Origin of the sequence: Corynebacterium sp. MSK218, assembly GCF_030232655.1 — a bacterium.
In the GTDB taxonomy this organism is placed as follows: domain Bacteria; phylum Actinomycetota; class Actinomycetes; order Mycobacteriales; family Mycobacteriaceae; genus Corynebacterium.
In genome coordinates, this window is record NZ_JASPGN010000002.1 from 131,175 (window position 1) to 146,282 (window position 15,108).

The window sequence follows — 15,108 nt, forward strand, 5'->3', positions numbered from 1 at the left end:
TAAGTGAAAGTTCCAATGCTCATGAAGTCACATGCTTATTCCACCGGACGCCTTGCGTCTGCGTTTGCTGCCTTCATGATTGTGTGTGTGAGCTTGTTGAGTATTGCACCTGCCTACGCCCAGCAGGCTGCTAATTTAGTTATTGCCAAAACCCTGGGCGCTGGTGTGGCAGGGGAACCGGCGGATACGCAGGCACGTTTTAAGGCTGTCCAGTTGATTGACCTGAAGGCTGATGCAACCACGGATCTTGGCAAACTAGCGCTAGAAAATCCCCGCTTGCTTGGCGACGATCCCGGCTACCGCACCGGCGAAGCCCACTTTGCAGACACCGACGGGGCGGGCAAGGCCAGCTTCTATGGACTTCAGCCAGGTGTCTATCAAGTCTCAGAGGTCAACCTGCGCACTGGCAATGTGCACCGCGATGTAGCTACGCCGATTCTGGTTTATGTCGGGGAGAACACCTCTCTGGTGCGGGCAAAGAACCAGCCCACGGTTATTGAGAAGAAAGCACGTGTTGATAAGACAAAGCCGGGGGATGAACTGGTTTTTCAGATCACCGCGTCGGTTCCGCCGCGCGATGCCAATGGCGAATTACACCAGTATGTAGTGATCGATGCCTTGGAAGACCGCCTCAGTTTTAAGGGCATAAATAACGTGCACGTAGCGAATACGGTCGGCACCCTGGACCTTGTTGCCAACGAAGATTATGTGGTGGGGGAGCCAGGAAATCGGGTGACCTTTTCCCTTAAGAAATCTGGCTTGACGAAGCTTGCCGGCGCACGGAAGGGAAATCCAGAAACCAAGGTCCACTTTGATATCAAGACTTCCGTGAAGGAGAACGCGGACACTGCTTCGCCTGTTCACAACACAGCGATTTTCTCCCCAGACGGCTACTGCGTACCCAAGACCGAGGGGGCAGATCCACGGGGCGGTTCACCCCTCGTTCCCAATTGCTCAATTGGCCTTTCACCGGAAGAGTCCAACACAGTTGAAGTAGAGATCGAAGCCCTTGAGCGCCCTAGTGGCTCTAGCGAGTCGCAGCTGTGGTGGCCCATTGCCGCTCTCGTTGCAGCGCTGGGACTTGGTGCCGCAGGCAGCTCCGAGGGGTCTTCGGAAAAGCCCGAGGGTGAAGGAGAGACTACTGGCACACCGAGCGAGCGGCCTTCAAACCCACAGCATGCAACACCGAGCGAGGCGCAGCCAACCACTTCGCCGAACCCGAGTCCACTGAGCCGTGTCATTGACTCCTTGGCCAGCACTGGTGCTAGCGTCGTTGGAATTGTCTTGGCAGGTCTCACGCTTATCGCGCTGGCCTTGGTATTTTTCTCGCGGCGTCGTGACAAGGACGACGATGCCATCGAAGGCTCTGAGCCCGAAACAGGTGAAAGACCGTGACGGATTTTCGCTGTTCAACGAAACACCCACAATCTTTAGGAGCACTGGTTTACATGACCACATTGACCACAGCGATGAAGCGCCTGGGTGCAATCATCGTGACGGCCGTGATCGTGATTGCCGGCCTAGCCATGCCCAATAGCCCATGGGAAAAGCACACTACTGCCCAGGCACAAGCACAAACCTCGAGAAACTGGGGCTCGAACGAGAACATGTTCCACCAGTGTTCTTTCAGGAGGGGCACCGGTGATGTGGCAGAGTACGCCCAACAGCTGTGTTGGATTGACATGGCAGGCTTGCTGCAGGTGCTCTCTCCCACGCCGACCCGTGTAACGAAGGACATGGGGCGTTATGAGATGAGCTTTACTGTAAACCTCCTTCCATACTCGGAAAGAGCAGGAGGAGGCTCAACCAACTGGTCCACGGACGTTAATCAGTTCAACGTCCTATCGGGGCCGGTAAATAACCGAGTTTTTGGAAACGAGATTGAAGGCGTCCAGTATTTCAAACCTTTCGCCGGTGACAGCGGCACCCCAGCGGTGACTTTTACCAACCCATCTAGTCTGAGGGAAAGCAACCAAATGGCTAAGGTGCAGTTCCGCGATATCAGGATTAAAGACAAAGCTACCGGCCAAAATGTCAAGGACTTCCGCATCACTGCGATCGACGCGGAGGCAACCGAATCCGGTTTGTACGGTGAAAATATGTCTTTCGATGCGCCGGAGCTGAACCAAGACATGCACCTGTACCGTCGCATTACTCCACCTGGTTTTTATCCTGCCTGTGATCCGAATCGACACCCCAATAGCATCCTCGGAACCGGTGAGGAAAGTTATTACAACCGTGGCGATAACACTTTTAAGGACGTCTATTGTAAGGAAAACACGTCCTATACGAATCCCGCAGGCACCTACATCCTGGGCGGTGATGGTGTGAGGTCCCTCGATGTTGGTTTGTTTACGCGTTACAGGACCCAAGCCTTCGCCTTAGCACTCAACATGGGGCGTATGACAGGAAGCGTTGCGCCCGTTGATTCCACGATGGAAAAAGCTGCAACGGGGCAAGCAACGTCCTTTGATTTTTCGATGGCTACGCGCCTCGGTAGTACAGAGACTCCAGTTCCGTGGCAAGGCGAGGGAACATATACGCAAGCTTTGCGAACTATGGATCCTTTCAATGCTGTTGGAACGATAGCACGCGATTCGATGGTCTTTCGTTCCGCTGCGCAAGGTTCTCAGAAGAACCTTGCTTTCAACCGTTACGCGCCCTCATGGCAATGCACTGACCCTACGGACGCAACGAAGAACATCACGGTGAAAGAAGGCAGCGTCCCCGCAGGAAAAGGCGTGACCCTGGAAAAGGACGCTGCGACCGGCACTTCAACGTTAGTAATGGAGAACAAGACCTCCGTTCCCGTGACGTGCAAAGTGACGTGGACTCCAAAGTTTAAGCCTTCGTCTCTTAACCTGCGCAAGTCAGTTAGTGGCACTGCTAAGAACTACAAGGACATCCAGCTACTTACGTATGACATTGGGTACTCCTGTACTGAACCGCAAGGATTCAAAGCCGCGTATCCCGACATCAAACTTGCGGATTCGCGTGAGCTTGCTGACGGCGCCGGATACACCGTCACTGGTTTGCCGGCCGGGGCAACATGTACCCTGTCGGAGAAGAATACACAGGCGAGTCCAGGAACTCAGTTGAAATTGACGTGGACCGGAACCGCCGTGACAACAGGCACAGGGGCAATTCCAACTGCGACAGTTAAACTCGCTGAGGGCGCCAACAACGCTGTGGGCGTAAGCAGCGCAGTTGCAGGCAATGCTTTCGAAGCGCGTACTGGAACCGTCAACGTGTCTAAGCATATTCATGGCGAAGCCGTGGACAAGCTCGGAAGCCCACGTGACTATCGCTTTGAGCTTATCTGTGACAGTGCGAACTATGACCAGATTGTCACCATGAAAACGACGTCTGCGGGGGCCAACCAGCTGGATGGCACAGCTCAATTTACGGGTGTGCCACTAGAACGTGATTGTTTGCTTAAGCCACTGTCCGGTTTGTCGGGAACCGAAACTGAGACCATTGTTTTTGACGGTCGCACGTTGAAGTTTGATGGCGCTGTGGTGGAGAAGAATCAGGCCGAAGCATACCCGCTGAAAGTACCGGATTCCGGTCAAGATACAAACGTTTCAACAGTGACGATTGATGCCCGGTATTCTTTCCAGCGCCGTGATGTGAGAGTCCAGAAGAACCTCATTGGACCTGCAGCAGCCAAGGTCCCGGCTGGTGGAACCTATGAAGTATCCTACGTCTGTGAGAGCCCAAATGATGCCGCAGGCAAGGTCGAGGGAACTCTACAGCTGTCTAGCGGAAGTGAGAACGCTCAGTACATCAAGGGCGCTCGAGTCGGCTCTGAGTGCCGAATCTGGGAGTCCAAACAACCGGAGTTTCCCAACCAGGTGGTGGATAGGACCCGCATTACGGCCTCCAATACCTCTGACCAGGTCACCTCATTGACCAATGAGGAAGCCAAATCTAAGCCGGTACTCAAGGTTGAAGATACGACCGACTCAAAGCAAAATGCCGTGACCGTATCCAATCACTACGTCAGTCGGCTTGCTACCGTTGACCTTCAAAAGCTGGTGCGAGCAGAGCTTGGGATTTCGAATCTGTTGCCGGCCGACTACGAAGTTTCCTTTGACTGTGGTGTCCGAAACATTGAAACTTCAGAAGGACAGTATGCCAATGCTGATCTTCGCGGAAAGCTTCGCTTAGGCGGTGGGGAAACAAAGCGGCTCGTTGCCGACGTAGCCGATCCAGCTCAAGCATCGCTCGTTAACGATGGGCCTAGCGGCTCTATGCGCGTGCCCTATGGCAACACCTGCCGCTTCTCTGAAAAGGACCCCGATACCGTTCGCGGTTTGGATTGGTCTTCCAATGTAGGCTCCCTCAGCCTCGAAGTTGGAAAGCCTGAAGAAAAAGTTGACTTGGTCAATACCTTCAAGGCTGCCGGTGACGGTGTCACCATCAAACAACGAACAGCAGGCATCAGGAACTTTGCTCAGCCTGTGGAATACTCCCTGGAATGTCAAGCATCGAACGGTACTCCGTTGGACTTAGGTGAGCACGCGCGGTTTACTCTGCAGCCAGGTGAAACTTCTCACCAGGTGCCTAGCTCCTCTATCCCGGAGTCGAGTACGTGCCAAGTTAAGGAAATCAACGCTGACGATGGCAAGCGTGAAGGCGGGTATGAGATCACTCGCAATTCCACGCTTAAAACTGATGAGTTGGCCAAATCTTTCGACACCGGACAAGGGGTTGATTCGGGAGTCTTCACTGTTGGCCCGCAGACTGTAGTTAATATTGCGCACACGTATGACTACGCGGACAAGAAGATGACTATCACCAAGAATGTGGTCTTCGATGGGGAAACTGCGGATTACATTTCGCAGGTGCGAAAGAACGTTAAGTACCGGCGTGAGTTCGACGTTTCTGTTGTGTGTACCCCGCCAGACGGCGGTGTAGTGGTCTCGCATAACGGTAAGGTGAGTTCCCCGCAATCCGACAATCCGCAGACCCAAAAGCTTGAATTCGGAGATGTTCCGGACGGGTCCACATGTCGTGTGACCGAAGGCGACACTACTGCTGCGGAAGGAATTACCTTTACTCAAGAGGTAGAAGCTGTCGGTCAACGTGCTGAAAAGACACTTGAGTTCACCGTCAATGGTGATACTCCGGTGAGCCTCATCAACACCTATAAGCGCCAACTAGCAAAGGTGGATCTCACCAAGATTGCGAATACTCCTATCGACATTGAAAAGGCTAAACCTGATGTCACGGGAGATAGCGTTTATTACACGCACAACTTCACCATGGTGTGCAAGGACCCCGAGGGATCGGCCGCTGAGTCTGGAGAGCTGCCACCAGTAGAGGTCAAACAAATCACGGGCCCTGGGCATACCGAGTTTGTCAATGTTCCGGTTGGCGCAGATTGTTCCATCACCGGAGACAAATTTGGTCAGCTTGATTTGAAAAAGGCGCAGGGTGAGGGCAAGCCCACGCTTGAAACTCATCTCATTCCCCAAAAAGTGGAGTGGCGCCTACAGCGTAATGATGCAGAGCCTTTCATCGACTCCGAGGTTAAGGAAGGGACTACCACCTCGCAGCAGATTCCTATCAAGGCAGATAATGCCGATGGGACGTCAAATAACGTGTTGACGCTGACCAACTATTACGACTTCGTCAAATCAAAGCTCGGGATGAGCAAGAAAATCGTCGCTTCGGATGACGATATGAGGATCTTGCGCAACGCCAAACCAGGCGTGAACTTTAGCTTTAGCTACCAGTGCCAAGGCGTGGGTTACTCCACTTCTAATATTGGTCTGCCCACGACTCTTACGGCTGGAGACAGTGAAAAGTTTGCCGATCCTAACAGGGTATTTAAAGCAACTGAAGTGGAAGTTCCATCCGGTGCTTGGTGTACCGCGACTGAAGGTGAGCCTTCGTTAACCCCACCGGAATTGACGTGGAGTGCTGATGCACTTGAGATTTCTAAACGTGTGGGGTCTGCTGAATCCTCGGTTGAGTCCTTTGATTTCGTAAACACGTATAAACGCCGTACGGTACCGGTACGTATCGTCCCAATGCAGGACGGCTACTTAGGTGGCGCGGACAGAGCTGATTACGAGTACGACCTTGCCTGCAAGGATCCTTCAGGCACGCAGAAATCCTTTAGTATTGCTGCGGCAAACACTAACTCCACCTACACGGTGACTGATAGTACTGAGCCCTCAGGCGGAAGTGTTGTGGAACTTCCTGTGGGATATGACTGCACTTTGGATCTGAGTAAGTCCTCAGCCTTACAGCCACGAGTGCAACTGGAATCAACTAGGTCCGAGCGCACTCCATACGTGGAGTTTGGAAAGTGGGTTGGGGGACAACCCGATGCTAAGAACCCAACCAAAAAGCTTGCTTCACTTACCGCTGACGAGGTAACGGATGCGATGAAGAAGTACAGCTTTGACTTCCGCATTGATCCGAAGCTGCAATCACGCTCGGGTGAGCCGGTGATGACTCTGGGTGCAGAGGCGATGCACTTGCGTGATCGTGTCGATGTCACGTTCACCAAAACTTCGACCGGTGCAGCCGGCGAAGGGAAGACTTTCAATTTCGCATCTAGCTGCGGTGACGCGTCTTTCAATCTTAAATCGGGTGAATCCCACACACTGAAGGGAATTGAAGTCGAACGCAATTGCACGATCCGGGAACAAACGGCTGAGGGTCACGTCGGCGCTGTTGTTTCCGTTGAAAGTTCAGGTGAGCGCTTGGGCAACCCGACAGCGCGAACAACGAATGATACTGATGGACGCCTCGCTGGTGGTACATGGACTTTCGATGTATTGCCAGTAAGCACCCCAACTGATCTGTCGACGAATGGTGCGAAGTGGGCTTTCACCGCCAAAAACTCCTTCCCTGGACTCAAGGTCAAGAAGAAGATCGACGGTGCACCGATTAGTGCGTTGAGCGGTGCTGTTGCGGATACCGCAATTCTTCCTGACTCAGCAGAAACCATGCGCTTTACCTATGAGGTCGAGAACGAGGGTGCCTTAGCTGTGGGTAACTTCCTTTTTAAGGAACCCGAATTGGCTGGCTTTACAGTTCGTAATGATGCTGGTGAAGAATTCACGATCAACAACAACGGGCTAATCCCCGCGGCGGTGTGCAATGTGGGGGACGCAGGCCGTCTAGCGCCAGGAGATAAGAAGAACTGCTCTTTCGATGTTCTGATTAACCAGGACACCGACACTGCTTTCACCTATAAGGGAACGGTGTCGGTGACAGCGGAAGCGTATGCAAAAGAGACCGATGCAGCTCCTGTATCCCAGGTGTCGGCTTCCGATACGTATGGGGCGTTACGTTTGAGCGGCTTGTTGGCAGCAATGCTGCCGGATACTGGCATGCAAACACTAGTGTGGATGCTTGTGCTTGGCCTCGCAGTATTGGGGTTGGGGCTGTGGATATACATGCGCAACAGGGAGGACGATGACGAAGCGGAAGAATAAGCGCCGTTCTTTCTGGCTCATCGTCGCCGGAATCCTCATTCTGCTGTACCCCATAGTTGCTACGCAGTACAACGACTATCACCTGTACCAGCAAGCAGAGTCCTATGGCAGGTCTGTTCGCGACATTGACCCACCAACACAACGCCAACACTATCTTCATGCGGCGCATGACTATAACGACTGGCTGGCGCAGCAAGGCCACCACGCTTATCCCCCGACGCCTGATTCACCTGGCTTCGAGCGCTACCTAGATACCCTCAATGCTCCGGAGACGGGCGGGGTAATAGCGCGCTTGAGGATTCCCTCTATTGGCGTGGACCTGCCAGTTTTTCACACAACAGCACCTAACGTTTTGTATAGCGGGGCTGGCCACATGTTTGGTTCCTCTCTGCCTGTTGGTGGACCCGGAACCAACGCCGTGATTTCTGCGCATACTGGAATGGTTAACGCGTCAATGTTTGATAATCTTCCCAGATTGCGTGATGGAGAGACCGTGACTGTCGACGTCATGGGGGAAACACTCACTTACAAAGTCACCGGTCGCGAGGTGGTCAAACCCGAAGACTATGAAGCTGTCACGTATGAAGCGGGGAAAGACAAACTCACGCTTATTACCTGCACGCCTTATGGCATAAATACGGATCGACTGCTCGTGCATGCAGAAAGAGTCCCCACTCAGGTAGAGGAGGAATCAGGGTGGCAACCTAAGCTATCGTGGTGGATGATTTTAGCGCTCATCCTCATTTCCACGGTGTTGGTGATCGTGTGGTGGAATGAGCGGCGTCGCGGAAAGTCGCGTAGGCAGCGAGTAGACTGACTAACTTTAGACATTAAGCACTGAGTGATTCGGAAACTGGCAAAGGCCCGTTTGGAGAGTAGCGAGCATGGCACGATTCATTGACCGAGTGGTATTGCACCTGCAGGCAGGCGACGGCGGGCATGGCTGCGCGTCTGTCCACCGCGAAAAGTTCAAGCCGCTCGGCGGTCCCGATGGCGGCAATGGCGGCCACGGCGGAGACATCCTGCTGGAGGTCTCCACTCAGATCCACACGTTGATGGATTTCCACTACCGCCCGCACATTAAGTCAGAACGCGGCGGCAATGGTGCCGGTGATTGGCGCAATGGTGCGCGCGGCAAGGACCTCATTCTCGATGTGCCGGTCGGCACTGTTGTCTACACCGAGGACGGCGAGATGCTCGCAGACTTGACGGTGCCGGGCACCCGGTTCGTGGCGGCAGAAGGTGGATACGGCGGTCTGGGTAACGCGGCGCTGGCCTCTGCTGCCCGCAAGGCCCCAGGTTTTGCGTTGCAGGGCGAGCCCGGCCAGGCCCGTGAACTGGTGCTGGAGCTGAAGTCCATGGCAGACGTCGGCCTCGTCGGTTTCCCTTCCGCGGGCAAGTCGTCTCTGATCTCCGTCCTCTCAGCGGCTAAGCCGAAGATTGGTGATTATCCCTTCACCACCCTCCAGCCCAACCTAGGAGTGGTGGACATGGGACATGAGTCCTTCACCATGGCGGACGTCCCCGGGCTTATCCCGGGCGCAGCCGAAGGCAAGGGGCTCGGCTTGGACTTTTTGCGCCACATCGAGCGCACTGCGGTCCTTGCTCACGTGGTGGATACCGCCACGATTGAACCAGGGCGCGACCCCGTATCCGATATTGAAGCACTCGAGTCCGAGTTGGCCAAATACCAGGAGCTGCTGGATCAGGACACTGGCCTCGGGGACCTGCGCGAGCGCCCCCGCGTCATCATCCTCAACAAGGCTGATGTGCCGGAAGCAGAAGAACTCGCGGAATTCGTCAAGGACGACCTCGAGGAGAAATTCGGCTGGCCCGTCTTCATCATCTCGGCTGTCGCTCGCAAGGGCTTGGACCCACTGAAGTACAAGCTCATGGAGATGGTTAACGAGCACCGCAAGTCCCAACCGAAGGCAAAGGTGGATAAGGAACACACCATCATCCAGCCGAAGTCTGTTGCTAAGAAGAAGGGCCACTTCGCTGATTTCACCATCACCAAGGACCCCGAGGTGGAAGGTGGTTTCATTGTCGAAGGCGAGAAGATTGACCGCTGGATCCGTCAGACGGACTTTGAGAACGACGAAGCCATTGGCTACCTCGCGGACCGCCTAGCCAAGGCAGGTGTTGAAGCTGAACTGCACAAGATGGGTGCAGTGGAAGGCTGCCCGGTGACCATCGGTGACATCACTTTCGAGTACGAGCCAATGGCCGGCGGACGCGCAACCGATGCTGGCCGCGGCCAGGATGCCCGCCTCATGGGCACCAACCGTGTGTCCGCCGCTGAGCGTAAGCGTGCCTCCCAAGCGCGCCGCGGTCTGGTGGATGAGTTCGATTATGGCGTGGATGAGGAGGTCACCCGCGAGTCCGCGAACCGCGATCGCTGGCAGGGCTAGCCCGGTATACTGAGCTGGTATGTCATCCGAACACGACAACCAGCTCGACTATCCTCTCCCTCTCGAACCTTTCGAGGGGCCAACCCCGGACATGGAGTATCCGGCAACGCCCGCTCTGTCGGAAAAATCCAGCGGGTTTTCCTCACCATTGCGTGAGCAGATTTCTGAAGCCAAGCGCATCGTCATCAAAATCGGCTCGTCCTCGCTGACCCGTGATGACTTTGTCACGTCCACGGAGAAGATCGACAAAATCGTCGACGCCGTCTGTGCGCGTATGCATGTCTCCGACATCATCATCGTGTCTTCGGGTGCTGTTGCTGCGGGTATGGGCCCGCTCGGCCTGACCACGCGCCCCACTGATCTGGCCACCAAGCAGGCCGCCGCGGCAGTGGGACAGGTCCACCTTGCCTATGAGTGGGGAGTGTCCTTTGCTCGCTATAACCGCACCATTGGGCAGGTGCTGCTGACTGCGTCGGACGTCGGCAAGCGCGATCGCGCCCGCAACGCCCAGCGCACCATTGACCGCCTGCGTCAGATGCGTACGGTGCCCATTGTGAATGAAAATGACACCGTGGCGACCTCCGAGATGCACTTCGGCGATAACGACCGTCTTTCCGCGCTCGTGGCCAACCTTGTCGGCGCGGACGCGCTCTTCCTGTTCTCCGACGTGGATGGCCTCTATGACAAGAACCCGGCGGAGCCGGACGCAAAGTTCGTCGAAGAGGTGCGCACCGGTAAGGACCTCAAGGCAGTTGTCGCTGGTGATGGTGGCAAGGTCGGCACCGGCGGCATGGCCACGAAGGTCTCTGCGGCCCGTCTGGCCACCCGCGGCGGCATCCCGGTGCTGTTGACTTCGACGGACAATATTGGGCAGGCGCTTGACGACGCCTCAGTAGGCACCGTCTTCCACACCCGCGAGGAGCGCCGCCTCTCCGCGTGGAAGTTCTGGGCTTTGTATTGCGCAGATACTGGCGGCTCCTTGCGCCTGGATGAGGGCGCCATGGAAGCCGTGGTGCGCGGCGGAAACTCCCTGCTGGCCGTGGGAATCACGGACATCAAGGGTGAGTTCAGTGCCGGCGAGATTGTGGATATCATGGGCCCGAAGGGCCAGGTCATCGGCCGTGGTGAGGTGGGCTACGACTCCGCCACGCTGCGCGACCTGCTGGGCAAGCACACCGAGGAGCTGCCGGAGGATATGCGCCGTCCCGTTGTCCACGCGGATTACCTGTCTAATTTCGCATCCCGAATTTAATGCGTTATTTCATGGGCCCCGATGTGTGGGCCCCAACAGTGCAGGACATCGACGCCGCGGGGCATGAACGAGTGGAAAGCCTCGCCGAGGCCGAGGTTTTCGTCAACACCTCCTCGGACCCCGCGGCGGTGCCGGACCTGCCGGAGAATATCAAGTGGGTGCAATACTGTTTTACGGGAGTCAATCACCTCATTGAAGCCGGAATCATCCGCTCTGATGGGGTGCCATGGTGCAACTCGGCCGGGGCTTTTGCCAAACCGGTGGCGGAATCCGCGCTGGGGCTTCTGCTATCGCAAGCTCACCACCACAAGGCCTTTGCGTTGGCCAAGTCGTGGTCGGTAGCCAAGGAGCTTGATGAATCCCAGGCCTGGCTTTATGACCAGCAGGGGCCTCAGCGCGTGGTGATTGTGGGCGCTGGGGGAATCGGGCGGCAGCTCATTGCCTACCTCAAGCCCTTTGACGTGCATATCACCGCGGTGAACCGTTCGGGGCGCGCGGTGGACGGCGCGGATGTCACCATCCCCATCGAGCAGGTGGACCAGGTGTGGGGCGAGGCGGACTTTGTGATTAATATTCTGCCCGCCACGGCGGCGACGGAACACTTCTTTGATGCTGAGATTTTCCGCGCCATGAAGGATTCTGCGGTGTTCGTCAACGTCGGGCGCGGCAGCACCGTGGTCACTGATGATCTGGTGGAGACCCTGCGCAAAGGTTCCATCGCCGGCGCGGGCCTGGAAGTCGTGGACCCGGAGCCGCTGCCGGAGGGTCACCCGCTCTATGACCTGCCTAATGCCACGATGACGCCGCATATGGGCGCATCTTTTCAAGTGGCCGAGCACCACATGGGTGCTATCTTCAACGCCAACGCCGCCGCGTGGGAGCGCGGTGAACCGATGCCCACGCGCGTCGACCCGGACGCCGGATACTAGTGGAGGACATGCATGAAGTACGCCATTGAACCGAAGCAGTGGGAGGAAACCATCGCGGTGCTCGACGCCGCAGGGTTTGAGCGCGTCCCACTAGATGAGGCCTCCTTCCTCATCTACACCGGTGACGGCACCGATTTCCCTGATCCACTCCCGGAAAATATAGGCTTCGTGCAGATTCCCTCGGCGGGCGTGGACCATGTCCTTGAGGCGATGAAGGACAGCAGCGTGCCGTGGTCAAATGCGGCCGGGGTCTATGACAACACGGTGGCGGAATCCACCATCGCGCTGCTCTTGGCACAGCTGCATGCGCACCGTCGCGTCAACGGCACGTTTGATTCCTATGCCGAAATGGAGGCGCACACCTCTTACCTGTACGACGACAAGACGGTGGCGATCATTGGTGCCGGTGGCATTGGCAAGCGGCTGATCAGCATGTTGTCCGGTTTTGGGCCGCGCATCGTCGCGGTGAATCGCTCCGGTAACCCGGTCGAAGGGGCAGATGAGACCTACCCCATTTCCCAGGTGGAGAAGGTCTGGCCGAAGGCGGACTACTTCGTCCTCATCGCCCCACTGACCCTGGAGACCCGCCACATGGTGGATGCAGAAGCGTTCAAGCAGATGCCGGAGCATGCGGTGGTGGTCAACGTGGGCCGCGGGCCGCTCATTAAGACCGAGGACCTCGTCGCGGCACTTGAGGCAGGGGAGATTGCCGGTGCGGCGCTCGACGTCACCGACCCTGAACCGTTGCCGGAGGATCACCCGCTGTGGCAGGACAAGCGCGTGGTCATCACCCCTCACATTGCTAATACGCAGCGCTCCGTGCGGGAGAAGATTGGTGCGCACACCGTCAAGGTGGCCAAGGCTTTCGCAGCGCGGGAGCCGCTGCCAACTTTGGTTGACCCGAAGGCAGGTTATTAATGGAGAACCCAGACATCCGCGTTGGTGATGCGGAGCGTTCCGAGGCCCTAGAGAAGTTGAGCCAGCACTTCGTCAACGGTGCGTTGGGCCCCGATGAATTTGAGCAACGTACCGGTGAGGCTGCCGCGGCGCGCACCCTTGGGGAAGTGGCCAAGATTTTCGCAGACCTGCCGGAGCTTTCCACACCAAGCGCCACCGCACCCGCTAGCCGCCACGAGGCGGAGCTGCAGGAGATGCTCTCCCGCGGCCGCAAGGTCCAGATAGCGGATTCCGTCATCTGGTCGGTAGCGATGATTGCGCTATTCCTAGGCCTCTTCGTCTTTGACTGGAGCTATTTCTGGATCTCGCCCGTCATTGCGTTCTTCGCTTCCTGGGCTGCGCGCGGCGTGTTGAACTTTAGCGAGTCGGATGAAGAGCTCTTCGATGAGCTTTCCGAAGGAGAAAAGAAAAAGCGCGCTGAGCGCCTGCGTGCTGCGGCCGAGCGCCGCCGCGAAATTGGGTATTAAACCCCTCGTGCGCTGCACATAGTAAAGAATCGTTGTATATTCCGTTTTATGAATAAAAGAAACGGTAATATCTTCCTCATCGCCAGCATCCTCGCGGTCCTCGCATTCCTCCTACTCCACTTCCTCGTGCACTGGGAGCTGGCGTGGCTCGTCTTCCCTGTCTTTGCGCTGGTGGCGTGCTTGGTCTATTTCACAAGAAAACCCTGACGGACCCGTGCTTCTTCCGTACGCTGGTAAGGCATGAGCAACACCGAACGTGAAGAAGTTCTGTCCAAAGCACGCGCCGCCAAGGCGGTAGCGCCGCAGTTCGCGCAGCTGCCCACTCCGCGCAAGAATGAGATCCTCAATCGTGCCGCAGAGAACCTCATCGCGCACACTGAGGACATCCTTGCTGCCAACCAGCTTGATATTGAGGCTGGTCGTGCCAACGGCATGTCCGAGTCTCTCATTGACCGCCTTTCGCTTGATGCTGCCCGCATCGAGGGCATTGCCGGCGGCTTGCGCCAGGTAGCCTCCCTCCAGGACCCGGTAGGGGAGATCCTGCAGGGTCGCACCATGGATAACGGCATCCAGATGAAGCAGGTTCGCGTCCCACTCGGCGTGATGGGCATGGTCTATGAGGCCCGTCCGAACGTCACCGTGGATGCCTTTGGCCTCGCGCTCAAGTCCGGCAACGTGCCGCTGCTGCGCGGTTCCAAGTCCGCGAAGAATTCCAACGCCAAGCTTGTCGAACTTCTCCAGGACACCCTGGCCGAGTTCGATCTTCCGCGCGAGGGCGTGCAGCTTTTGCCCTGTGAGACCCACGATTCCGTGCAGGACCTCATCACCGCTCGTGGCCTAGTGGACCTGGTCATCCCGCGTGGCGGCGCGCGTCTCATCAACGCCGTGGTGGAAAACGCCACCGTCCCTGCCATTGAGACGGGTACCGGTAATTGCCACTTTTACGTCGACGCTTCGGCTGACCTGGACAAGGCCATCGACATGGTGGTCAACGGCAAGACCCGCCGCACGTCCGTCTGCAATGCCACGGAGGGCGTGCTTATTGACGCCGCGCTTTCCGACGCCTCGAAGCTCCGCATCATCACCTCCCTCCAGGAAGCAGGGGTCACCATCCACGGCGATGTCAAGGAACTTGAGGCCTTCGGTGTGAAGGACGCCGTGGAGGCCACCGAGGAAGAATGGCGCGAGGAATTCCTCTCCATGGATATCTGCGCCAAGGTGGTCGACGGTGTTGATGGTGCCATCGCGCACATTTCTAAGTACACCACCGGCCACACCGAGGCCATTGCCGCCCAAGACGCCGACGTTCTTTTGACCTTTGCCAACGAGGTCGATGCAGCCGCCGTTATGCTCAACGCCTCCACTGCGTTTACCGATGGCGAAGTCTACGGCATGGGCGCCGAAATCGGCATCTCTACCCAAAAGTTGCATGCGCGCGGCCCCATGGCGCTGCCGGAGCTGACCTCCACCAAGTGGATCCTTCAGGGCACCGGCCAGACCCGCCCCTAAGGACAGCTAGAAAAGCTACTCGAAAACTACTCGAAAGGATTTTTTCGAGTCTGACCTGCGCAAAACAATCTACTCGAAAACTTTTCGAGTAGATTGTCTGCCTTGCGTGGGGGTTCGTGCTGCACG

At 56.7% G+C, this 15,108-nt stretch carries 10 protein-coding genes; all 10 read left to right on the forward strand.

Translation table 11 applies throughout. The features are described 5' to 3' along the window. Nucleotides 1-21: 21 nt before the first annotated feature. The 10 genes from QP922_RS02275 (at nucleotide 22) to QP922_RS02320 (ending at nucleotide 14,982) form a co-directional block, all read left to right on the forward strand. On the forward strand, nucleotides 22-1,395 hold the full coding sequence (locus QP922_RS02275) for an isopeptide-forming domain-containing fimbrial protein (protein WP_284807662.1): 1,374 nt from the start codon (nucleotides 22-24) through the stop codon (nucleotides 1,393-1,395). Beyond that, nucleotides 1,392-7,457, forward strand: a complete 6,066-nt coding sequence (locus QP922_RS02280; RefSeq protein ID WP_284807663.1) for a DUF5979 domain-containing protein — start codon at nucleotides 1,392-1,394, stop codon at nucleotides 7,455-7,457. The genes QP922_RS02275 and QP922_RS02280 overlap by 4 nt, the downstream gene beginning before the upstream one ends. Beyond that, complete coding sequence (locus QP922_RS02285; RefSeq protein WP_239187688.1) at nucleotides 7,438-8,274, forward strand: class C sortase; 837 nt, start codon at nucleotides 7,438-7,440, stop codon at nucleotides 8,272-8,274. Before QP922_RS02280 ends, QP922_RS02285 begins: the two co-directional genes overlap by 20 nt. Nucleotides 8,275-8,341: 67 nt before the next feature. Then, a complete protein-coding gene (gene obgE, locus QP922_RS02290; RefSeq protein WP_284807665.1) occupies nucleotides 8,342-9,868 on the forward strand; it encodes a GTPase ObgE in 1,527 nt (508 codons plus the stop codon). 91 nt (nucleotides 9,869-9,959) lie between these two features. Next, on the forward strand, nucleotides 9,960-11,120 hold the full coding sequence (proB, locus tag QP922_RS02295; RefSeq protein ID WP_284807842.1) for a glutamate 5-kinase: 1,161 nt from the start codon (nucleotides 9,960-9,962) through the stop codon (nucleotides 11,118-11,120). After that, complete coding sequence (locus QP922_RS02300; RefSeq protein WP_284807666.1) at nucleotides 11,120-12,049, forward strand: D-isomer specific 2-hydroxyacid dehydrogenase family protein; 930 nt, start codon at nucleotides 11,120-11,122, stop codon at nucleotides 12,047-12,049. The genes proB and QP922_RS02300 overlap by 1 nt, the downstream gene beginning before the upstream one ends. A 12-nt stretch (nucleotides 12,050-12,061) precedes the next feature. Further along, a complete protein-coding gene (locus QP922_RS02305; protein ID WP_284807667.1) occupies nucleotides 12,062-12,967 on the forward strand; it encodes a D-isomer specific 2-hydroxyacid dehydrogenase family protein in 906 nt (301 codons plus the stop codon). Further along, nucleotides 12,967-13,473: a DUF1707 SHOCT-like domain-containing protein gene (locus tag QP922_RS02310; RefSeq protein WP_284807669.1), complete on the forward strand. Its 507-nt coding sequence runs from the start codon at nucleotides 12,967-12,969 to the stop codon at nucleotides 13,471-13,473. The genes QP922_RS02305 and QP922_RS02310 overlap by 1 nt, the downstream gene beginning before the upstream one ends. Before the next feature lie 48 nt (nucleotides 13,474-13,521). After that, nucleotides 13,522-13,680 (forward strand): hypothetical protein, encoded by a 159-nt coding sequence (locus tag QP922_RS02315; RefSeq protein WP_156126963.1) that lies wholly within the window; start codon nucleotides 13,522-13,524, stop codon nucleotides 13,678-13,680. A gap of 33 nt (nucleotides 13,681-13,713) precedes the next feature. After that, nucleotides 13,714-14,982: a glutamate-5-semialdehyde dehydrogenase gene (locus QP922_RS02320; protein WP_284807670.1), complete on the forward strand. Its 1,269-nt coding sequence runs from the start codon at nucleotides 13,714-13,716 to the stop codon at nucleotides 14,980-14,982. Nucleotides 14,983-15,108: the final 126 nt, after the last annotated feature.